General features: G+C 39.1%; 22 protein-coding genes, 1 pseudogene and 1 other annotated feature. Of the genes and pseudogenes, 8 read left to right on the forward strand and 15 right to left on the reverse strand.

Annotated elements, in window-relative coordinates; genetic code table 11:
* Window positions 1-45: 45 nt before the first annotated feature.
* The 12 genes from AC1TO5_RS04725 to AC1TO5_RS04780 all read right to left on the reverse strand — a co-directional run bounded on the left by AC1TO5_RS04725 (window position 46) and on the right by AC1TO5_RS04780 (window position 13,033).
* Entirely contained in the window at window positions 46-1,551 is a 1,506-nt protein-coding gene (locus AC1TO5_RS04725; protein WP_482061615.1) for a leucyl aminopeptidase, read from the reverse strand.
* 225 nt (window positions 1,552-1,776) lie between these two features.
* Window positions 1,777-2,322 (reverse strand): peroxiredoxin, encoded by a 546-nt coding sequence (locus tag AC1TO5_RS04730; protein ID WP_482061616.1) that lies wholly within the window; start codon window positions 2,320-2,322, stop codon window positions 1,777-1,779.
* A gap of 215 nt (window positions 2,323-2,537) precedes the next feature.
* On the reverse strand, window positions 2,538-4,016 hold the full coding sequence (locus AC1TO5_RS04735; RefSeq protein ID WP_482061617.1) for a BclA C-terminal domain-containing protein: 1,479 nt from the start codon (window positions 4,014-4,016) through the stop codon (window positions 2,538-2,540).
* 207 nt (window positions 4,017-4,223) lie between these two features.
* Window positions 4,224-5,303 carry a 3-isopropylmalate dehydrogenase gene (gene leuB / locus AC1TO5_RS04740; protein WP_482061618.1) on the reverse strand — a complete coding sequence of 360 codons (1,080 nt, stop codon included), beginning with the start codon at window positions 5,301-5,303 and terminating at the stop codon, window positions 4,224-4,226.
* Between the two features lie 235 nt (window positions 5,304-5,538).
* The gene (gene ilvC, locus AC1TO5_RS04745; RefSeq protein WP_482061619.1) at window positions 5,539-6,531 is read right to left on the reverse strand and encodes a ketol-acid reductoisomerase; all 993 of its coding nucleotides are present in this window, start codon (window positions 6,529-6,531) and stop codon (window positions 5,539-5,541) included.
* Between the two features lie 633 nt (window positions 6,532-7,164).
* A complete protein-coding gene (gene ilvN, locus AC1TO5_RS04750) occupies window positions 7,165-7,650 on the reverse strand; it encodes an acetolactate synthase small subunit (RefSeq protein ID WP_482061620.1) in 486 nt (161 codons plus the stop codon).
* Entirely contained in the window at window positions 7,647-9,392 is a 1,746-nt protein-coding gene (ilvB, locus tag AC1TO5_RS04755) for a biosynthetic-type acetolactate synthase large subunit (RefSeq protein ID WP_482061621.1), read from the reverse strand. Before ilvB ends, ilvN begins: the two co-directional genes overlap by 4 nt.
* Window positions 9,393-9,459: 67 nt before the next feature.
* Window positions 9,460-9,737 (reverse strand) — a binding site (T-box leader).
* Between the two features lie 123 nt (window positions 9,738-9,860).
* The gene (locus AC1TO5_RS04760; RefSeq protein WP_482061622.1) at window positions 9,861-10,226 is read right to left on the reverse strand and encodes an LSm family protein; all 366 of its coding nucleotides are present in this window, start codon (window positions 10,224-10,226) and stop codon (window positions 9,861-9,863) included.
* Window positions 10,227-10,372: 146 nt separating this feature from the next.
* Window positions 10,373-10,732 carry a 50S ribosomal protein L20 gene (rplT, locus tag AC1TO5_RS04765; RefSeq protein WP_482061623.1) on the reverse strand — a complete coding sequence of 120 codons (360 nt, stop codon included), beginning with the start codon at window positions 10,730-10,732 and terminating at the stop codon, window positions 10,373-10,375.
* Window positions 10,733-10,775: 43 nt separating this feature from the next.
* Window positions 10,776-10,976, reverse strand: a complete 201-nt coding sequence (gene rpmI / locus AC1TO5_RS04770; protein ID WP_251666071.1) for a 50S ribosomal protein L35 — start codon at window positions 10,974-10,976, stop codon at window positions 10,776-10,778.
* Window positions 10,977-11,008: 32 nt separating this feature from the next.
* Entirely contained in the window at window positions 11,009-11,590 is a 582-nt protein-coding gene (infC, locus tag AC1TO5_RS04775) for a translation initiation factor IF-3 (RefSeq protein ID WP_482061624.1), read from the reverse strand.
* A 207-nt stretch (window positions 11,591-11,797) separates the two neighbouring features.
* On the reverse strand, window positions 11,798-13,033 hold the full coding sequence (locus AC1TO5_RS04780) for a glycosyltransferase family 2 protein (RefSeq protein ID WP_482061625.1): 1,236 nt from the start codon (window positions 13,031-13,033) through the stop codon (window positions 11,798-11,800).
* A 385-nt stretch (window positions 13,034-13,418) separates the two neighbouring features.
* Here AC1TO5_RS04780 and AC1TO5_RS04785 point away from each other — a divergent pair, with 385 nt between their 5' ends.
* Entirely contained in the window at window positions 13,419-13,985 is a 567-nt protein-coding gene (locus AC1TO5_RS04785) for a phosphatase PAP2 family protein (protein ID WP_482061626.1), read from the forward strand.
* A 200-nt stretch (window positions 13,986-14,185) separates the two neighbouring features.
* On the opposite strand, the gene AC1TO5_RS04790 is transcribed toward AC1TO5_RS04785, so the two are convergent.
* The 3 genes from AC1TO5_RS04790 to AC1TO5_RS04800 form a co-directional block, all read right to left on the reverse strand.
* Window positions 14,186-14,797, reverse strand: coding sequence for a hypothetical protein (locus AC1TO5_RS04790; protein ID WP_482061627.1), 612 nt, complete (start codon window positions 14,795-14,797; stop codon window positions 14,186-14,188).
* Window positions 14,798-14,925: 128 nt separating this feature from the next.
* Complete coding sequence (gene trmB / locus AC1TO5_RS04795; protein ID WP_482061628.1) at window positions 14,926-15,639, reverse strand: tRNA (guanosine(46)-N7)-methyltransferase TrmB; 714 nt, start codon at window positions 15,637-15,639, stop codon at window positions 14,926-14,928.
* A gap of 328 nt (window positions 15,640-15,967) precedes the next feature.
* Window positions 15,968-16,162 (reverse strand): hypothetical protein, encoded by a 195-nt coding sequence (locus AC1TO5_RS04800; protein WP_482061629.1) that lies wholly within the window; start codon window positions 16,160-16,162, stop codon window positions 15,968-15,970.
* A 264-nt stretch (window positions 16,163-16,426) separates the two neighbouring features.
* Here AC1TO5_RS04800 and mnmL point away from each other — a divergent pair, with 264 nt between their 5' ends.
* The 7 genes and pseudogenes from mnmL to AC1TO5_RS04835 all read left to right on the forward strand — a co-directional run bounded on the left by mnmL (window position 16,427) and on the right by AC1TO5_RS04835 (window position 23,012).
* Window positions 16,427-17,389 carry a tRNA modification radical SAM protein MnmL/YtqA gene (gene mnmL, locus AC1TO5_RS04805; RefSeq protein WP_482061630.1) on the forward strand — a complete coding sequence of 321 codons (963 nt, stop codon included), beginning with the start codon at window positions 16,427-16,429 and terminating at the stop codon, window positions 17,387-17,389.
* A gap of 4 nt (window positions 17,390-17,393) precedes the next feature.
* On the forward strand, window positions 17,394-17,969 hold the full coding sequence (mnmM, locus tag AC1TO5_RS04810; RefSeq protein WP_482061631.1) for a tRNA 5-(aminomethyl)-2-thiouridylate-methyltransferase MnmM: 576 nt from the start codon (window positions 17,394-17,396) through the stop codon (window positions 17,967-17,969).
* Between the two features lie 34 nt (window positions 17,970-18,003).
* A pseudogene (locus tag AC1TO5_RS04815) lies at window positions 18,004-18,366 on the forward strand (VOC family protein); the annotation flags it as partial.
* A gap of 27 nt (window positions 18,367-18,393) precedes the next feature.
* Complete coding sequence (locus AC1TO5_RS04820; protein ID WP_482061825.1) at window positions 18,394-19,365, forward strand: type I phosphomannose isomerase catalytic subunit; 972 nt, start codon at window positions 18,394-18,396, stop codon at window positions 19,363-19,365.
* 464 nt (window positions 19,366-19,829) lie between these two features.
* Window positions 19,830-21,161, forward strand: a complete 1,332-nt coding sequence (locus tag AC1TO5_RS04825) for an ABC transporter substrate-binding protein (protein WP_482061632.1) — start codon at window positions 19,830-19,832, stop codon at window positions 21,159-21,161.
* Between the two features lie 124 nt (window positions 21,162-21,285).
* Window positions 21,286-22,176: a carbohydrate ABC transporter permease gene (locus AC1TO5_RS04830; protein WP_482061633.1), complete on the forward strand. Its 891-nt coding sequence runs from the start codon at window positions 21,286-21,288 to the stop codon at window positions 22,174-22,176.
* A gap of 2 nt (window positions 22,177-22,178) precedes the next feature.
* Window positions 22,179-23,012, forward strand: a complete 834-nt coding sequence (locus AC1TO5_RS04835) for a carbohydrate ABC transporter permease (RefSeq protein WP_482061634.1) — start codon at window positions 22,179-22,181, stop codon at window positions 23,010-23,012.
* Window positions 23,013-23,043 lie beyond the last annotated feature (31 nt).

A 23,043-nucleotide genomic window follows, 5' to 3' on the forward strand; every position in this document is an offset into this window, starting at 1 on the left:
ATTATCCATATGGATTCAACCGATATCGACCTTTCTGTCCATTTCTCAATCATTTTCAGATATTAATTGATAAAGTGTTCTCACCATTACGCCTGTTGCACCTTTTGTTTCCCATTTGCGAGAGTTGCTCAAAAAGGCAGTCCCAGCTATATCTAGATGTACCCATGGTTTGTCCTCGGCAAAATGTCCAACGAATAGACCACCTGTAATGGTACCTCCATGTCTGCCACCACTATTTTTCAAATCAGCAACGTCGCTGCGGATTAGCTTCTTATATTCAGCATATGCAGGAAGCTGCCATACCCGTTCTCCGCTTCTAGTAGATGCAGCAATTACTTGTTGCATTAGCTGCTCATTATTCGTAATCGCACCTGTGGCTTCTGTCCCTAGTGCTACTACAACAGCCCCCGTTAACGTAGCGACGTCAACTAGTTTCGTTGCTCCTCGCTTAATAGCGGTCGTCATGCCATCAGCCAATACTAATCTACCTTCAGCATCGGTATTAACGATTTCTACCGTATATCCACTCATCGTTGTAATAATATCGCCTGGTTTCAAGGCACGGTCACTAGGCATATTTTCTGCTGTTGGAATGACAACGACAACATTGACTGCTAATTTCATCGAAGCAATGGCACGTAATGCACCAAGCACAGCTGCCGCACCACCCATATCAGAAATCATTTCTTCCATGTTTGCAGCAGGTTTCAAGGAAATACCACCTGTATCAAATGTAATCCCTTTACCAACGAGACCCCATTTTTCATCTGAAGAAGGATCACCTTCATAATGAATAACGATCATTCTCGGTGGATTAACACTACCTTGACCAACACCAAGCAGAGCTCCCATATTTTCTTCAGCCAATGTCCACTCATCCAGCACTTCAATATCCAGTTCCAATTCGTCGGCTAATTGTTCAGCATAAAAAGTAAGTCGTTCTGGTGTCAGATCATTGCCTGACATATTCGTCAAGTCACGAGCAAGTTTTACACTTTGTACCATATGCTCTGCTTCATTAACCGCTGCTTCATACATAGCGACATTGGCAAGCTGTGAATCATTAAGTACAAAGTTTAAAACCTGCAAATTATAAAATTTCTGATCTTCTTTCTTCATTACTGTACGCTCATATAATGCTAATTGTAACCCTTCGATCATCGCTTGTACGCTATGATGTGTACCTTGAGTTGATAGCGCTGTCTCTAATTCCGCATTATTCAGTGATAGTGACAAAGAAGCAAGTCGTAATGACTTCACTTGTTTCGCAATAGCTGCAAACAGCTCGCGTAATCCATCTGCTCCATCTTCCTCGCTATAAGCTGCAAGCAACAAATATCGCTCATTAATTAAACCTAACGTAGCAATAACCGCAACTTGATTCGCTTTTGCACTAAATTGTTCATTTTCAAACATTGATATAATATGCTGATCAAGTGCATTTCCTACAATCGGCTCACCTTGCTTCAATTGTTGTAATTGTTGCTTATTAACTAGCAATAATAATGCATCTGATGGCTGCTCTTTATTGCCATATGTATAAGTTGTCATCTTTTAACCTCCAACGCTTTTCTCTACTTCTTATCAATTGAAATTTTTCTGTAAATTATTCCTTTTCTCATTCTAAACTGTACCACTACAAAAGGCAATTTACCGTTGCCTTTTGTAGTAATATTCACACTTAGATCAGTCATATAATACAAAAATAAAAAGACCATCTACCGTTGTCAAATTGACAATCGATAAATGATCTTTTGTACTAATTAACTGTTTTAATTAACCTTGAAGGTTAGCTTGTCCTGGTTTCCAGTTAATTGGGCAAAGTCCACCAGATTGAAGTGCTTGAAGTACACGAAGAGTTTCTTCAACGCTACGTCCAACATCATTGTGGTTAACTACTTGATACTTGATTTCGCCTTCTGGATCAATAATGAATAGACCACGTAATGCTACGCCTTCTTCTTCAATAAGAACACCATAATCAGCTGCAACACTCTTCGTAATGTCAGAAGCCAATGGGAAGTTCAAATGTCCAAGACCATTGCTCTCAACTGGAGTAGTAATCCAAGCTTTATGAGTATGCTTACTATCGATAGAAACACCAAGAACTTCAGTGTTCAGTGCTTTAAATTGATCATATGCAAGACTTATTGCTGTAATTTCAGTCGGGCATACAAAAGTGAAATCTAGTGGGTAGAAGAAAAATACTAACCATTTTCCTTTGTAATCAGAAAGTGAAGCAGTTCCAAAATCAGAACCATCACCAAGTGCAGTTTCCATTGTAAAATTAGGTGCTTGAAGACCTACCAAACGATCAGCCATAATAAATTCCTCCTCGTATCCTATCTATCTATTATCATGTAGTTTTCTATGAAAATCATAAAAATGACTACTGATAAATATTATCATTACAAAAGACTAGTGTCAAGATTATAAACAATATTTATTTATAATGATTACAAATAAACTAAAAAAGTCATCATTTTTTCACATTATGATGACTTTTTTAGTATAATTAATGAGATTAGTTGTATCAGTTAACTAAGCTTCATAATAGATAATGAAGCACCTTGACCTTGACTTACCAAGTTCACAACCTCTGAAGCTCCATATAATTGAAGCGAAATTTTGCTCCCTGCAGTGATATACGCTATCACCGTAGCTGAATAACTTGATTGAGCATGTCCTGCAGGAATGGAAGAATTCACTAGTGCAGAATCATTTCTAAGCAGACGGGTTCCAATACTTTTTGCCTCCGTCAAATTAACATGATAGGTAATATAATAAAAGCCCTCTTGCACAACATTTATGCCGTCCTCTGCATAACTATAGTAATTTTGTGTATGACTAAGGATATCCCATTCTATTGACACTCCATCTGATGTTACAGGATATGGAGAAAATGAACTTCCTGCATATGCCCAAGGTACGATATTACTTCCAGACTCACCTTGTGGGCCTGTTGCTCCTGTTTCACCTTGAATACCTGCTGGGCCTGTTTCACCTTTTTCACCTTGAGTACCTGCTGCGCCTGTTGCTCCCGTGTCACCTTTTTCACCTTGAGTACCTGCTACGCCTGTTGCACCAGTGTCACCTTGAATACCTGCTACGCCTGTTGCACCAGTGTCACCTTGAATACCTGCTGCGCCTGTTGCTCCTGTTTCACCTTGAGTACCTGCTGCGCCTGTTGCTCCCGTGTCACCTTTTTCACCTTGAGTACCTGCTACGCCTGGGTCCCCTTTATCTCCTTGCGGTCCTGCAACGCCTTTGTCTCCTTTATCTCCTTGTGATCCTGCCGGGCCTGTTGCTCCCGTATCTCCTTTATTCCCTTGCGATCCCGCTGATCCCGTTGCCCCTGTAGAACCTGAGGAACCGGTATCTCCTTTTTCTCCTTTGACACCTTGCTCGCCCTGCTCACCCTTTTCATCTGTTGGTTTTTTACCAGCTAATTGAGTGTTAATATTAACTTGTCCATTAATACCATCCCAAGCGATTTCTAACCCTAGAGAAGTGGCAAGCGTTCGAATTGGCAAGTACATACTACCTTGGAACGATAGAGGTGGTGTCGCATTACCATTGCTATCCTTTAGCTGAATCTGTTTGCCATCTACAAAAATAGTAGCATTAGATACTGTTCCTGAAATTGTCGATCCTGCTTTAAGTCCAGTTCCATTAATAGCGGATGTAGTAACCGATGCGGAGCTAGTCGTAATGTATACTGCTTGATCTGCTTGACTCCAGCGAACATTCAACCCAAGTAGCTGTGAAGTCGCACGAAGTGGTAAATATAATCGATTTTCATTAGAAATTGAAAGGATATCCTGTTTGGCTTTCTCACCATCTACATAAATTGGTGTATTCGTTACCTTTCCTTGCTTATTTTCCGCAGCTGCTGAAACGGGTACAACAAATGCAATAGACGCCATCAATATAAAAACTAACAAAACGCACATTCTCTTTTTCATCTTTTTATATCCACCTCTTAATTCATTTTGCATTTCATTATTAATTATCACTACTATCTTACTCCCTTCGATTCACACATTATTCATAGCACTGTCATCAACTGATATGCCTATGTCTTCTTTATTAAAATTTAACCTATTTATCACTAATAGTATGTAATGCAGATTACAAAGAACAAAAAAAAAGAGGAATTTAGAGAAGTAAACCTCTCTAAATTCCTCTTTAAAACAATGTTTTTTTATTAATTGCAGATATAATTATTTTTTCATTGCAGCAATAATTAGATCGCCCATTGCTGTTGTTCCGATGGCTTGGCCCTTATCAACTGCGATATCTCCAGTACGGTGACCAGCATCAAGTACTTCTTTCACAGCATCCTCAATCGATTGTGCTGCTTCGTGATATCCAAATGTAAGACGGAACATCAATGCTACAGAAAGAATTGTTGCGATTGGGTTAGAGATACCTTGTCCAGCAATATCAGGTGCAGAACCGTGTACCGGCTCGTATAGCCCGAAGCTACCTTCGCCTAGTGAAGCAGAAGAAAGCATACCGATTGAACCTGTAAGCATTGCTGCTTCATCAGATAGAATATCTCCAAACATATTTTCCGTTACGATAACGTCAAAGCTAGATGGACGGCGAAGTAACTGCATTGCACAGTTATCAACTAGTATATGCTCAAGTTCAACTTCTGGATATTCCGCAGAAATTTTGATAACAACTTCACGCCATAGACGAGAAGATTCAAGAACGTTTGCTTTATCTACAGATGCAAGGCGTTTGTCACGAGTCATAGCGATATCGAATGCTTGACGAACAATACGCGTAATTTCCATCTCGTTATATGCACAAGTATCTACTGCTTCGATACCAAATTCAGTTTCACGACGGAATTTTTCTCCGAAGTAAATACCACCAGTAAGTTCACGAACTACGATTAGATCAGTACCTTCAAGCACTTCTGGCTTCAATGTTGATGCATCTTTCAAACAATCAAATACAGTAGCTGGACGGATATTAGAGAAAAGGCCTAGTGCTTTACGAATACCTAGAAGCCCAGTTTCTGGACGAAGATTACCAGGGTTACTATCCCATTTCGGACCACCAACAGCTCCTAATAGTACTGCATCGGATGCTTGACATAGATCCAATGTTTCTTGTGGTAGCGGAGTACCTTTTTCGTCAATTGCGATACCACCGAATAGAGCCTCTTCAGTTTCAAATTTGTAACCAAAAAGCTCCTCCGTTTTTTTCAATACTTTCAAAGCCTCTCCAACTACTTCTGGACCAATACCATCTCCGCCAAGAACGGCGATTTTTTTAACTTCAGACATCGTTAACACTCCTCATACTATTGTTTATGAATTGATTTCGAATAATACTATAATAATTATACTTTCATTTAACCACAATTCATTTCCTTTGACAAAGATATAAAAGCTATCAACTTTATAGGTTATAACTATAATAGAACAAATAAAAAAGCACGAAGCAGTATTACCCGCATTCGCGCTTTTTATGGATGAAACAGTATGCAATGACTTATTCAAACATCAATCCGAAAATTAATTATTTTTTGATCCAGTGCATAAGTTTACGAAGTTCTTTACCAGTTGTTTCAAGTTGGTGCTCGCTCTCGTTACGACGAGTAGCATTCATCATTGCAAAACCAGATTGGTTTTCAAGGATGAAATCACGTGCGAAGCGACCTGATTGAATATCAGCAAGAATAGCTTTCATAGCTACTTTAGTTTCGCTTGTTACAACACGAGGACCACTTACATAGTCACCGTATTCAGCTGTATTGGAGATGGAATCACGCATAGTAGCAAGTCCACCTTCATACATCAAGTCAACGATTAATTTAAGCTCATGTAGACACTCGAAGTATGCCATTTCTGGAGCATAACCAGCTTCAACAAGAGTTTCAAAACCAGCTTTAACTAGCTCAGAAGCACCACCACAAAGAACAGCTTGCTCACCGAATAGGTCAGTTTCTGTTTCTTCTTTGAAAGTAGTTTCGATAACGCCTGCACGAGTACAGCCGATACCTTTAGCATAAGCAAGACCTAGCTCTTTTGCTTTACCAGTAGCATCTTGGTGGATAGCGATTAGACCTGGAACACCAAAACCTTCTTCATACGTACGACGAACCATATGACCTGGAGATTTTGGAGCTACTAGAAATACGTCTTTATCAGCAGACGGTTTGATTTGTGCATAGTGAACGTTGAAACCGTGAGAGAACATAATTGCAGCGCCCTCTTTAAGGTTTGGTTCGATTTCTTCTTTGTATACACGAGCTTGAGTCTCGTCAGGAAGAAGAATTTGTACAATATCAGCGATTTTAGTAGCTTCTGCTACTGTAAGTACTTCAAAACCGTCTTTTTTCGCAACGTCAGCTGATTTACCAGGACGAAGACCGATAACAACTTTTGCACCGCTATCACGAAGGTTTTGCGCTTGAGCATGACCTTGGCTACCGTAACCGATAACCGCGATTGTTTTACCATCTAAAATACTGAAGTTTGCATCTTTTTCATAATATAAAGTAACTGCCATTTCTATAATTGCCTCCTTTAATGTGACCCTTTGAACGGGTATGTAAGACGAAGAATAGTCTTCTCCTCACATCCCCGTTCAAATAGGGGTAAAAATAATTAAGTAAAAGTCCTCTAACAAAAGTCATTGGACAAGTCCAATGACGAGACTGAATAAACTAATCATACTTCAAAGCAGCCAAAACTTCCAACACCAAGAAATTGGAGATACCAATTACAAGGCCTGAATAAGCTTACCATACTTTAAAGCAGTCAGACACTCCAACACCAAAAAATTGGAAAATACAATTGCGAGGTCCAAGTAAGCTACCCATTCTTTACAGCATTCAAAACTTCGGAGCAGTCAAAGCTTTCAGCACCGAGAAGGTTGGACGAAGCAAGACTCTTGGAGCGTAAGCGTACGTTTTTGGTACGTGCGCACCCAAGAGGTGAAGCTGCGTTCAAGATTCGATGTCGAATAAGCTACAACGCGATGCTTCGTGATCAAAGCTTTGAATTAGCTTTCAGCACCGAGAAGGTTGGACTTAGCAAGACTCTTGGAGCGTAAGCGTACGTTATTGGTACGTGCGCACCCAAGAGGTGAAGCTACGTTCAAGATTCGATGCCGATTAAGCTACGAAGCGGCACTTCGTGATCAAAGCTTGTTACCGCGATTGAGGGCGGTTACACCAGTCCTCGACACCTCACGAATACCGTACGGCTTAAGCAATTCAATCATTGCATCGATTTTTTCAGTATCACCAACAACTTGTACCATTAAAGTATGTGTAGCGATATCGACAACCGATGCTCTGAATGTATCAACAACTCCAAGAACTTCAGGGCGTGATGCTGGCTCAGCATTAACTTTAATTAATGCTAACTCGCGAGATACCATTGCATTCGCACTCAAATCAATAACTTTAATTACATCAATTAATTTATACAGCTGTTTAATAATTTGTTCAAGCGTATGGTCATCGCCAGAAGAAACGATAACCATACGAGACAAACCTACCTCTTCAGAGGCACCAACTGTAATACTTTCGATATTGAATCCACGTCTTCCGAACAGACCAGACACACGTTGCAGAACGCCTGGCTGATCGTTAACAATTACAGCGACAGTATGTTTCTTCATTCTGCATCCCCCATAATCATTTGATCGATTGTGCTACCTTGAGCAACCATCGGATATACATTCTCATCACGACGTACAACAAACTCAATTACTGCAGGCCCAGGATGGTTCATAGCTTCTTCCCAAACTTTGCGAGATTCTTCTTTATTCGTTGCACGGAAGCCCTTCACTCCATAAGCTTCAGCCAGCTTAACAAAGTCTGGACTACCAGCCAAGTCAATATGGCTAAATCTATTTCCATGAATAAGCTCTTGCCATTGACGTACCATACCTAACACTTGGTTATTCAGAATAACAACTTTAACAGGAATATTATGAATCGCACAAATAGCTAACTCTTGTGCACACATCTGCATGCCACCGTCACCATTGATTGATACAACTAGACGATCTGGATTAGCCATTTGCGCACCTATTGCCGATGGGAAACCAAAGCCCATTGTTCCTAGACCACCTGAAGTTACCCATGAACGAGGCTTATTGAATTTATAATATTGAGCGGCCCACATCTGATGTTGACCAACGTCAGTTGTAACAATCGCATCACCATTTGTTGTTTCATGAATTAATTCAACAACCCATTGTGGCTTAAGCTCTGTATCTGAATCGATATACTTGAACGGATGTGCGTTTTTGGATGCGAGTAGTTCCGTTCTCCACTCATCCGCTAAATCTGCACGAACTGCTGTTTGATTAGCAATTTCTAGTACCGTCTTAACATCTCCAACGATCGGAATATGTGTATGCACGTTTTTACCAATTTCAGCTGGGTCTATATCGATATGAACAATTTTCGCAAGTGGAGCAAAGCCACTTAGCTTACCTGTTACACGATCATCAAAGCGAGCACCAATATTAATTAGCAAATCCGCTTTTTGAATCGAATTATTAGCAGTGTAGGTACCATGCATACCTGGCATACCCAACCATAAGTCATTACCACTTGGGAAGCCGCCTAATCCTAGTAATGTCGTTGTAATCGGAATCTCAGTTTTCATAACGAACTCAAGTAGTTCTTCATGTGCACCGGAGTAGACTACACCGCCACCTGCAAGGATAAGAGGACGTTTCGCTTCTTGGATCGCTTTAATCATTTTATCAACTTGAAGCTTATTGGGTGATACCGTTGGATTGTAGCCACGAATATTCACTTCGCTCACTGGCTTAAACAATGTTTTCGCAGCAGATACGTCCTTCGGAATATCAATTAACACGGGACCTTTACGACCAGTATTTGCAATATGAAATGCTTCGTGAATAACTCTTGGCAAATCTTCAACATCCCGAACCAAATAACTATGCTTCGTAATCGGCATTGTAATTCCTGTAATATCAGCCTCTTGGAAAGCATCAGTACCGATTAATGTACTCATTACATTACCTGTAATAACTACCAATGGTGTAGAGTCCATGTACGCTGTTGCAATACCTGTTACAAGATTTGTTGCTCCTGGGCCAGATGTTGCAATACACACACCAACTTTACCACTTGCACGAGCATAACCATCAGCTGCATGGATAGCTCCTTGTTCATGTCTTGTTAATAAATGATTGAAATCTGGATTTCCATGCATTGCATCATATATATAGAGAACTGCACCACCTGGATATCCGAATACACAATCTACTCCCTCAAGCAATAAGCTCCGTAGTAAAATCTCAGAACCTGAAATTACCTCTGGCTTAGAAAACTTCTCGATTAGCTCTTCTCTTGATTTCGTTGTCACATTTGTTGTTGTCATTTGTATTCCTCCTCTCGAAAAATCAAAAAAACCTTCCGTCACTGTCACCATCATTTTCATGAAAGTGTACAGGGACGAAAGGTTGATCTTCCGTGGTACCACCCAAATTCGTTATCTATTTCTCAATAGATAACCTCTACAGGTTGGAGTCGTATGTAAATAAACATAGGACATCCTACCATTGGCACTTTAACGCTTGCCCTGCGAATTCCCCTAATCTAAAAATTTCAGGGAAATAGCTCCGAGGTGACTTCGTAATATAGGGATTCCGGTGTTGGTTCCAGCTAATCCAACACTCTCTGAGCAGTAGAGCCCTAAATACTTCTTCCTCATCATTGCCTATTTCTTTATATCGTAAACAGTAAAAATATACATTGGATATTGCTTTTCATTATTATATGACGATTAAACACATACGTCAATAACCTTACACTATTCTTTTATTAGTTTAACTTAAATCGTCAGCTTTTATGCATAGCGACGTCTTCTATGAACTCTTCTTCTTTTACTTCTACCTCTACATTTATTGCAGCCACATGGTCGACGACGTCGGAACGAACAACCACAGCCACAGCGTCCACGACGTGCTCCACAGCATGAACAAACAAGGATTGCTAATAGTCCAACCGCAATAATCCCGATAATAAAAAAACAAAATAAAAATTTAGTTTCAACTTTTCTATTTTTATTTTTATTCATTGAAAGCGGCGCTAGAAAAATCCGATTACCGTCTACTGCAACAAGTTTTCCTTTGACCTTCGTTCCATCCGCTTTTTCAACATATATGTGTTGACCTACATACTGTTCAAAATCCTTCTTGGCTAAGTTACTCACTGAATAAGACACCTCCTTAAGTTAGATAAGGTAGTCTATGCATTTTGCCACGGACAGGACTGTATGTTTGTCCGTCCACACAACAAAAAAGGCTCTAATTATCCCATCTACGAGATAAACTAGAGCCTTTATATAGAAGTTAACGACTACGCGCTAACTTTTTCTTTCGCAACTTTAGCTAGAGCATTGAATGATGCAATATCGTTAACTGCTAGCTCAGCTAGCATTTTACGGTTAACTTCAACGCCTGCAAGTTTCAAACCATGCATTAATTTGCTGTAAGAAATATCATTCATACGTGCTGCAGCATTGATACGAACGATCCAAAGTCTGCGGAAATCACGTTTTTTGTTACGGCGGTCACGGTAAGCATACATTAATGAATGCCCAACTTGCTCCTTAGCCGATTTAAATAAGCGATGTTTCGAACCAAAGTAACCTTTAGCTAATTTAAGAATCTTTTTACGACGACGTGTGCGGACAAATCCGCCTTTGACTCTTGCCATGAATAGAAACCTCCTGAATGTATAATCGATTTATTGTTCAATATTATTTAAGATTAGAAAGACCTTGCTGAATACGACGAACGTCGCCAGCTGCCATCAACGGTTGACCAGCAAGAACTCGTTTTTGACGTCCTGATTTGTGAGAAAGTAAATGGTTTCTGTAAGCTTTGTAACGTTTAACTTTACCTGTACCAGTAATTTTGAAGCGGTCTTTAAGACTGCTATGCGTTTTCATCTTGGGCATTGTGTTATCCTCCTTAAAAGTTATACATAAGATTAGGTACTGCTTTTTGGTGCCAAAATCATAATCATGCTCCGGCCTTCAAGCTTAGGAGCGCGCTCAACATTGCATATTTCGGCAACCTCTTTTTGCAAACGATCTAAAATCTTTTTCCCTAAATCAGCATGTGCAATTTCACGACCACGGAAACGAACAGAAGCCTTCACTTTATCGCCTTCGCCTAAAAATTTCACAACATTGCGGAATTTAGTTTGATAATCATGTTCATCAATGTTTGCACGGAACCAAACTTCTTTAAGATCAATAACCTTCTGGTTTTTACGTGCTTCTTTTTCTTTCTTCTGTTGCTCATAACGGAATTTACCATAGTCCATAATGCGACATACTGGCGGCTTTGCTGTCGGAGCGACATTCACAAGATCAAGATTCATTTCAATTGCCATTTGTAACGCTTCACGTATTGGCTTAATACCAAGTTGTTCACTCTCTGGGCCAACTAGACGAACCTCACGAGCGCGGATTTCGTCATTGATTTGATGTTCTCTGCTAATAGTGTTCCACCTCCAAATTTTATTACCTGCACAAAATAAAGGATGCGGGTTCGATTGAACCCGCATCCTATAAACGTAATGTATCATCAAAATCGAATGATTGACATTCGATTATTCTGCATTCGTTCATCGCTACCAGTCAGTTTTAACCGAACAGGTGAGAAGCGGGTGCCTCTACTTGTGCAATGTATTCAATTAATGTTCCTCAAGTAATATATCACACTACAAATCGCATGTCAAACATTTACCGACAACTACGAAAGATAGCTTAATTTATTTCCCTCTAACCTCTTCGATGCGTACAACACGTGTATGCTCTGTATGGCTCCATACTTTGTTGTTCTGTGTAAAGAACGCATAGAATGTAATTGGGAACCAAGAAATTAAGAAGAATGGCAATGTGATTAGATGAGCGAACATTTTCCACGACTTCACTTTTTCCATCATCATTGCTGCTGGGAATGGTAATACTCCCGCTATAATAATAATCGTAACAAACCAAATCGGCATCGCGCTATAGATTGAGAAAATAACATTATCAGCCGGAATAATCAAATCAATCCACAATACAACCGTTAATAAGAATCCAATAAGTGTATTGTATACGGAGATCGAATATACAGCAGCATCAATTTTTGTAAGATTACGTTCTTTTATACCTGCCCACAAAAGCGGGAAAAAGTAATTTTTAGCTACGTTGAAATGACCTTGCATCCAACGTAAACGTTGACGAGCTGAAGCCTTAAAAGAAACCGGCTTTTCATCGTATACTTTTGCATCATAGTTCAAGACAGGATATACGTTACGCTTTACACAACGCATAGAGAATTCTAAATCCTCAACTAAACTCGTTGCACCCCAACCCATTTCTTTCAACAAGTTGGTATCGAAGCACATCCCTGTACCGCCTAAGAAATTACTCATTTGCAAGTTCGTACGCGATAACTGCCATAGACGATTACAATACCAATACGTAATCGCATAAGCTGCTGTAACCCATGAATCTTCAGGGTTTTTAGTGTCCAAATATCCTTGGATAACTTTGTAATCCGCACATAGATCATCATTCATTAAAGTTAAGAAGTCGTGGTTAACTAGATTATCAGCATCAAACATGACAACTCCATCATATTGACGAGGCTTAGCCCATAGTTCTTTCAACATCCATTCAATCGCGAATCCTTTACCACGTTGCTCGTGATTTGTACGTTCACAAGCATTTACACCATGTTCGCGTACAATATCAGCTGTACTATCCGTACAATTGTCGCAAATGACAAAAATGTCAAACAACTCAGCTGGATAATCCATTGCTTTCAAATTTTCAATTAACGCCCCTACTACTTTTTCTTCGTTATGCGCTGCTACAAGAACAGCGAATGATTTTTGCGGTTTCTGTCTAGGCCTACTTTTATTTTTCTTGAAGCCAAACATCGATAACGTAAATTGGTATACCGCAATGATAGCCAGCAGAATCTGAATCACAAGAAATGCTACTGTCACAACCATGTTGTATCGCCCCCTTTAATACATCTTTCTCTCTGTGTAAAAATGTTTAAGTAATTCTTTACGAAAACTTTATTAACCTTCTGATTGTGCAGTCTAACGATCACTCTTGTCAAAATGAAAAAAAGGTCTATAATAGCCACATTAGGCTATAAAAGCGTTTGCATCGTGATCACTCTTCATTTTTGCTTCACAAAGCTACGAAAACATCCCATTTTCATGTTTTTTGCTTTTGGAAAAGAGATTATTCATACTATTAGTTAGGTTTACCATAATTAAAAGTTTCTATTACCCATACTTAAAACTAAAATGGTATAGTATACATGTAAAAAAAGAATTTCATCACAACATATGCTGTGAAGAGTTATATATTGGAAGGATGTATTGCATGGAAAAATGGATTAGTTGGTTGAGAATCCATGAGGAACGATTGTTAATATGGGCCAACAGAAGGCTATCACACCGCATGGTATTTCGCTTTATACATAATTGGATGAGTATAATAACTCATCTCGGTGGAGCTACTTTCACCATTTGTTTTTCTTTTCTTTTGGCAATTTCTGCTAAAGGAGAAGTTGCTTTAATTGGTTGGAAATGTTTAACTACTTTGGCGATTAGCCATATTCCCGTTGCCATCTTAAAACGTAAATTTAGGCGCTTACGACCATATCAGTCCTTACCAGGTGTTAACATCGGATTAAAACCGTTAGAAGATCCATCATTCCCATCTGGACATACAACTGCCATATTCGCACTAATTATTCCCATTGTGTTAAATGCGTCGTTGCTACCATCCTTTGTTGTCCCACTAGCACTGATCGTTGCTTGCTCCGTTGCATGGTCACGGATGTACCTTGGATTGCATTATCCTTCAGATATTGCAGCAGGTGGAGTTATTGGCACTGTCACTGCATATGCCGTTGAGTTTTTCTGGCAAGGCACTTCAGGTATCTAGATAATCTAAATAAACTATTGTTAAAAAATCTCATTGCTTTTCATTTAAAATATTGAAAAATAAAGCTATCACTGCTTCGTCTTGTAATTGGGACAAGTGTTGATAGCTTTTTGTGTGCATATATGACCAACATTTCTTTTTATTACACAATAGACATATATTGTTCGTTCTATCGTGTTTTTCAAAACTGAGTAATGTTATCATTGGATCCGGTAAAGCTTCCACTTTTGATCAATACGGATAAATATATGATCACCTGTTCCAATAGTCTCTTCTAAATTGTTATCTAATGATTTAGTTGAAATTTTCACAATGGCAACTTCATCCGCAATCTCATTAAGACTATATTCTTCTGTTACAGCCTTTACTCGTGTTTCATCTCGTTCTAACATAGTCACCGCCAATATGTACGGCCTTCTATCTTTTAATACATCAAATGCAGGATCATAAACAAATGCTAATCGTGCTTCTTCATCGTTTTCATCTATTGTTTCAAACAATGCCAGTATAGTTTTAAGTAGTTCTCCTTCCACCCCTGTATTTTGAATATTACTAAGATCCAAATCCCCTTGTCTTTTTTGTTTTTCTCGTAATTCAATATCCATTTCCACTGTTGTTGTTTCAATTATTTCATTCGAATTTAAATCTTTTAAGTAATTGGTTCCTGAACTTAAAGGAGCTATTTTATTTTCATCCTCCGTATTGGATTCATTTATAGACGATTTCATAGGACTTTCACCTTGATTTTGACAGCCTACTAATAAAATTAAAGAACAGATAACTAATACCCAAAAAAATAAAAATCTATTCAATATTCACGCCTCCATTTCTGAGTATTAGACGAGATATTCAAAATAAAAGTTTCGTTGTTTTTCCATAAAACACAAAAAACCATTAGCATCAAAAGGCACTAATGGTTTTTTGCAACGTTCAATAAGAACTACATACGATATTTCGTTTTCTTCTGCTCGCGATGTTCCTTCAACACTTCTTCACCAATAACAACCTCGACACGATGAATCGGCTGACCTAGATGATAGAACTTCGTTTCATACTCGGTGAACACAAGATCCTCACGGGGCTCGTCTTTATGAAGATTAAGTGAAATATTACGCATCACTAATTCCATATCGGCAAAGCTATTCAATGAGAAATCGAACAATGATTGCGAATCCGTTTTGAAATGAATTTCGCCACGAGTATTAAGCTTCTCCATATACTTTTCGACAAATCGAGGATGAGTTAAGCGACGACGAGCGTGCTTGCTTTTCGGCCACGGATCACTGAAATTCAAATAAATACGTTCAAGCTCCCCATCTGCGAACATTTCATCAATGTTTTCGATATTAGCGCGTAGCAATGCCAGATTAGGAGGTGTTTCTTCACCTTTTTCCTCCCATGCTGTACGCCCCTTCTCGCTTGCACGACGAATAAGTTCATCGTACATATCGACACCAATATAATTAATTTCAGGATTACGCACACTCATTTGACTAATAAATTGACCTTTGCCCATCCCTAATTCGACATAAATCGGATGATCGTTACCAAAAAACTCATGCCATTTTCCTTTATATTGAGAAGCATCAAGCACACATAAGTCAGTTTGTGACTCTATGCTTTCAAGAATCCCTTTTCTCCCTCTTAGACGCATTGTTATATCTCCTTCATTATGTTCAAGTTCATATTATAATCAGCTATTATTGTGCCTAAGAAATGCTTGCTTGTAAAGAACTTTCCGCTTTATTGTGCATATTACCAGATAAGTGCAGCAATAAGAAAGTTCAATAACATAGTTTATCCCTACTAACCTAATGTAGTTTGGAGCTAGAATATGTAGTTTAGAGCCAGTAAACTTCATCGTATGACTAACAACAAAAAAGACCGATATGGAAAAATCTCTTCCAACCAGTCTTTAGCTAAATTATATAAGCGACGTTACTACGCTAATAGAGCCATCACTTGCCGATCGAGCAGCTCGTTTACCAATAGCGCTCACTTTCGCTAGAAGCCTCTTTGTTCATTGTTTGCTGTAATGCATTGTTTAATTTTTTGTGCGCCGAAACTTTCAAGGATTGGTTATTGTTAAAACGTACTCCTGTAAGAGCAATAAGCTCCTTAACCGTTAATTCAACCGTCAATAATTCATCGCCCTGTGGAATTTTTGTCATATCCATCTCTAATCACCTCATCATATATTATGAAAATGAAGCTAAAGTTATGCAAATTTGAATTCGTTTACAAAAAGTAAATGTCAGGTTTTTTTGTTGTTATTTCACACTTTCAATATAACATACGGTGTCACTTTTAACAAGTCAATCCTTTCATTTTCAAGCCTTACTTATTTCCGAACAATTAAGAAGTTATGCAATAGAAAGCATGGCTTTTCAGCTTATTTTTCGTTACAATTGATGATGAAGCAGGATAAAGGATGGGTAAAGATGATTAATATACAAAACGCCTCAGAACAGCCTTTGCTGTGGGGAGATAAAAATTTTCATACTTGGAATTATGAAATGCGCAATGAATTTGATTCTAAAGTATTCAAAGTGATGCTAGATGCAGGATTTACTTGTCCCAACCGCGATGGTTCTATCGCCAAAGGCGGCTGTACATTTTGCAGCGCACGCGGATCAGGTGATTTCGCTGGGCGTAGACGTGACGATCTAGTTACTCAATTCAACACCATTCGTGATCGACAACATCAGAAATGGCCTGATGCCAAATATATTGGATATTTCCAAGCGTATACAAATACGTATGCACCGGTAGAAACGCTACGTGAATACTTCGAAGTGATCGTTGATCAACCAGGCGTTGTAGGGCTATCTATTGCCACTCGTCCCGATTGCTTACCAGATGATGTTATTGATTATTTGGCAGAGCTCAATGAGCGTACTTATCTATGGGTGGAAATGGGCTTGCAAACGGTTCATGAATCGACTTCCACATTAATTAATCGTGCACATGATACAGCTTGTTATCTTGACGCTGTTCGACGCTTACGTGAACGAAATATCCGGATCTGTACACATATCATTTACGGATTACCAGGAGAAACGCATGAAATGATGCTAGAAACAGGTAGACAGGTAGCGAAGATGGATGTTCAAGGCATCAAGATCCATTTGCTGCATCTGATGAAAAAAACGCCTATGGTAAAGCAATATGAAGCAGGACTACTGAAATTTCTAGAAATGGATGAGTATATAAATCTAATTGTCGATACACTCGAAATATTGCCGCCTGAAATGACTGTTCATCGCCTTACAGGTGATGCCCCAAGAGATTTACTGATTGGTCCGATGTGGAGCTTGAATAAATGGGTAGTACTGAATAGTATTGATCGCGAACTTAAAGCGCGCAACAGTTGGCAAGGTAAGCTGTGGAATGTGGAGGGTTAACTAAATGGGCTTTATCTCTTCTCTAACAATGGCTCAGCGCTGGATTGCTGAACGTGTAGCTTCGGGTGGCTTTGTCATCGATGCAACGGCTGGCGGGGGCGTAGATACATTGGCACTCGCTCAGCTTGTCGGTGCAAAAGGTACTGTGCTTGCGTTCGACATTCAACAGGATGCGCTGGACAAAACAGCTACAAGATTGCAGCAATGCAAAGATCAGACTGCATTAGCTACAGTCTCGCTTATTTGCGATAGTCACGCTAATATGGCTCAATATGTTGAACAAGCAGGGACGGTAGGGGCAATCATGTTCAATCTTGGATACTTTCCTGGTGGAGATGAGCGTATTATAACGATCCCTAGCTCAACGATCGATGCGCTTGAACAGTCACTACAGTTACTTAAAGTTGGTGGCATTGTTACTTGCATGCTCTACCCTGGTCATGCAGGCGGCGATACAGAGGCTGATGTCGTGCAGCAATGGGCAAGCGCATTACCCGTGGAGCGTGCACAATGTGTTATATATCGACAGCTGCAGCGCGCCAATGCCCCCTATCTGATCGGCATTGAAAAAAAATCATAGGCTTTATTAAATTTGAATTATAAGGAGCATACATATGTCTATTCAAAAAATCGAGCATGTTGGTCTTATGGTAAAAGATATTGAAACATCTATTCAATTTTATACAAAAGTACTAGGTCTAAAGCATTTGCGTACGATGCCACACTCTAATGGTTTAATTACATTAGCTTTTCTTGGTTATCCAAATTCCAATGAAACGGTAATCGAACTTATTCAAAACTTCAATGTAAATCTGCCTGCTGAAGGAAAGGTTCATCATATCGCATTTACCGTTACCAATATTGAAGCGGAATTTGAACGTATGAAGCAATTACCGGAAGTTACACTGAAAGATAAAGAATTAATTACTTTACCTGATGGCTCATTATATTTCTTCTTCTATGGTCCAGATGGTGAGTTTCTTGAATTATTCCAACCAGGTAATATTACACCGTACCCGTTACAGTTCCAACCCGAGTTCAAGGAGCGTATATGGGGTGGACGTGGCTTAGAGAAGTTTGGTCTAACGCCACCTGAAGGGGCAATTGGCGAAGGCTGGATGATCAGCGACCATCCCAACGGCATTACAAAGGTCATTAACGGCGCACTCGCTGGTACAGGGCTAGATGTTATTCGCGAACAATTCGGTACAGCTTGGTTTGGTAAAAATGGTGTATCAAGTAAAAGTGAACGCTTCCCACTTCTTATTAAACTACTAGATTGCCGTGACGATTTATCGGTGCAGGTCCATCCTACCGATAATTATGAGCAATTGCCAGCTGGTGAGCTTGGTAAAACGGAAATGTGGTATATTCTTTCCGCAGAACCTGATGCGAAGATTATATATGGATTAAAGGAGCATGTCTCACGCGATCAACTTGCACAAGCGGTTGCTGATGGAAATATTATGGGTAGCTTGCAAGAAGTATCCGTTAAAACAGGAGATGCCTTCTATATTCCTGCTGGTACCGTACATGCATTATGTTCAGGGGTCGTTGTCGCTGAAATCCAGCAAAACTCCGATACGACATACCGCTTGCATGATTATAATCGCCCTGGACTTGATGGGCAGCTACGAGAGCTACATATTGAAGATTCATTAGCAGTTATCGCATATGAAGGCGCAGGCGCTTCCTACGTGGATACGACGACTATGCGAGCTGGAGAGTGGCTAACGATTGCTGCTTCTCCTTACTTCGTCGTAGATAAAGGTATAATTGTAGATCAAACTATATTATCCACATCTGCTGATAGCTTTGAAATTATTGTTGTTGCTGACGGAAACGGGACAATTGGCTGGGGAAATCAAGAACAAGCAATTTCAGCTGGTCAATGCTTCCTATTGCCTGCTGTACTAGGAAAATATACATTAAACGGTAATATGACAGTGTTACGCAGCGTTGTGCCTAGCATTTAATTTCAACTCTAGATATGTTAAACATATATTTTATTTTCATATAATGATAAATTTCAAGCCATTGAAGCTGCTGCCTAAAGTAGTCGCTTCAATGGCTTTTCTATCTTTCTGGGACTATCATTGCATATTATAACTTTTTCCGAATATATTTATTTTCAAGGTGAATTGTTAACATTACACTTTATCCATTACATAAACATTTACAATTTAGTAAGAAGACATTTTTCAAGAAAACTCTCTTCGAAAACCATCTAACCGTTTAGTTTTTAAAGGGTTTATCCGAAATACATATATTTTTATCCATTTATAACTAAAAATAAGTAGTTTACAAAATTATTCTATTATGATACTTTATCATTAAAGCGTTTTCATTAATGTTATCACTAACGATTAATGAAAATGTTAACATGCTTTGTCTTCTTAGTTTTTACTTTCGAGTTAAAAAATTTTATAGGGGGCTTCACATGAAAAAACTACTTACGCTTTGTCTGATTTTATCAATGTCTTTATTCGCTTGGGGTTGTTCAAGTGGCAACAACGCTGCACAAGGTGACAAATCTGTTATTGATGGTGGCGCCGGAGAAAATGCAACAGCGTTAGATTACTGGACTTTCGTAGAGCTGCACGGGCAACATTTTGAGAAAATGTTAAGTAAATGGAATGCTGAATTCCCAGATCGTCAAATTAAGTTAAACGTTACCGTTATGCCTTATGATGATATGCACAACAAACTCCTAATCGCACTTCAAACTGGAACGGGAGCTCCTGATATTTCAGATATCGAGCTAGGTAAATTCCCTGACTTCCTTAACGGCACCCCTAATCTAGTTGAGCTTAACGACGTAATAGACCCTTACCGTGATACAATCGTTGAGTCGCGCATTAATATCTACAGCAAGGACGGTAAAAATTATGGAATCCCAACTCACGTTGGTGCAACCGTTGCCTTTTACAACACAGAAATTCTTGAAGAGGCTGGTATCGACTACAAAGATATCGTTACTTTTGAAGACTACAAAAAGGCTGGTATTACGGTGTATGAAAAAACAGGAAAATATCTTGGAACTGCCGATACGAGCGCTAACTGGCAGGCTGGTATACTTCTTGCTCAGCAAGGCAATGATTTGACTGATGATAACGGCGTACCGCAAGTTAATTCCCCTGAGCTAATTCGTGGGTTCGGGATGATGCAAGATCTTCTTGAAAACAACGTTATATCCACCATTGCAGGCGGTCAACCGGATACAGAGGAAGCGTACGGAGAATACAATGCTGGTAATTTTGCTAGTGCATTTATGCCATTATGGATGATGTCACGCTTTACAAACTATATGCCTGATCTTGCAGGGAAAATTGCTATTGCACCACTTCCTGCACTCGAAAAAGGAATGCCTAGATCTGTAGGTGCTGGTGGTACTGGTACTGTTGTTACGAAAACATCTAAAGATATCGAGCTTGCAAAAGAATTCCTAGCTTATGCAAAGCTATCTCTAGATGCTAATATCGAAATCTGGAATACACTCGGCTTCGATCCGGTAAATATGGACGTATGGGACATGAAAGATATAACCCACAATCCAGAAAATATGTTTGTTAAATACTTTGTTAATAGTCCATTTGATGTTTTGAATACGATTAGAGATGAAATTAGAATGATCAAATCTACATCAGCATCACCAACAATTAATAATATGTTTGGAACAACTACGCTTAATGAAATATTCGAGGATGGTAGAGATGTAACTGAAGCGTTGAATGAAGCTCAAGAGCTTATAACGCAGCAGCTAAGCAACTAACCGTATTCGTCATTCGTGAAAATATGAAGAGCTATCTATATGTAACTGTAGATAGCTCTTTCATATCAATCTCTACCATCAAAGCTATCTATTGAATATATTAAGAGGCCAAGGAGTCTAATTTATGAAAAAAATATTACACTCACAAAAAGTAGCTCCTTACGTATTTATTCTCCCTTTCGTGCTAGTCTTCCTTATTTTTTGGTTATATCCATTACTTAGTTCGGCTGGAATGAGCTTTCAGAAGGTTACGCTCGGCCAAGATGCAGCTTGGATAGGCATGAACAACTACGAAAAATTATTGGGGGATAAAATTTTCGGGAAGGCTGTAATGAATAGCATTGTTTATATGCTGTTAACACTTATTGTTCTAATTCCTGGACCTATGATACTAGCCGTACTCCTTAATAGTAAGTATATGACATTCAAAGGATTTTTCAAATCTTCGTTCTTCTTTCCAGCACTCACTTCGGTTGTTGTTGCAGGTACCATTTTCCGTTTAATGTTTGGTGAAATGGAGAGTTCGCTAATTAACACGATATTATCTTGGTTCGACATTGAGCCTATGAAATTCCTTAAAGGTCAAACGACTGGCTTTATCGCCTTATTAACTCTAGCAGCTTGGAGATGGACAGGGGTTAACATGCTATATTTCCTTGCTGGACTTAATAATATTAGCGATGACTATTATGAGGCCGCTTCAATTGATGGAGCCTCAAAATTTCAAAAGTTTATGCTTATTACGGTTCCGTTATTGAAGCCAACGTCAATATACGTTATTACGATTTCCATCTACGCTGGTCTTGCGATGTTCGTAGAGAGCTTGATGCTCTGGAATGGTAACAACTCTCCGAAAAATATCGGTCTAACTATTGTAGGTTATTTGTATCGTCAAGGTATTGAGAAAAATGATCTTGGCTATGCAGCTGCTGTAGGTATCGTGCTTCTTGCCGTAACGATGATTATTAATTTATCGCAATTAACATTAAGTGGAATGTTCAAGAAAGGAGACTAGCGATGGAATATGAAAAGCTCAAAAAAACAAGTCTCTTTATCTTTTTTGCAATCATTGCAACCATTATTCTAATGCCTTTCTACGCGATAATGATCGCATCCTTTAAGCCTGGACAAGAATTGATTAGAAAAGGCTTAAATCTTCATCTCGACTTCTCTATGATGAGCTTTGACAACTATATTTATTTATTTACCGGAAACCACTCCTACTTCACTTGGTTTGGCAACTCGATTTTACTAACTGTTGTACAAGTGGTGCTTACACTATTTATTAGTGCAGCAGTTGCTTACGGCTTTGCCGCATACGAATTTAGAGCGAAAAACTTCTTATTTATTTGTGTATTAATGATCATGATGGTTCCATTTGAAATATTGCTATTACCTCTTTACACGCTAACCTTTAAGCTTGGTTTAATGAACACTTACTCAGCAATCGTATTGCCTGGCATCGCGAATGCTTCAACCATATTCTTCTTTCGTCAATATTTGAGAGGTATTCCGAAAGAGATTATTGACGCCGGGCGCATAGATGGTGCTACGGAGTACGGTATATTCCTTCGTCTTATCATTCCGGTTATGAAGCCTTCATTTGCCGCGATGGCTATTCTACTTGGTATGAATAGCTGGAACAATTTGTTATGGCCTTTCATGGTACTAAGTGATGGTTCCAAATATACGTTAACGATCGGCTTGAAAACATTGTTAACGCCTTATGGAAACAACTACGATCTACTAATCGCCGGATCATTTTTCTCGATTATTCCGATTCTTGCATTATTCTTTGCTTTCCAAAAATATTTTATCGATGGTATGACTGCTGGAGCTGTAAAAGGATAGTGGAACTCAAAAATAGACTATAGCGCTAGGC

The sequence above is a fragment of the Paenibacillus sp. Y930 genome (assembly GCF_056786375.1).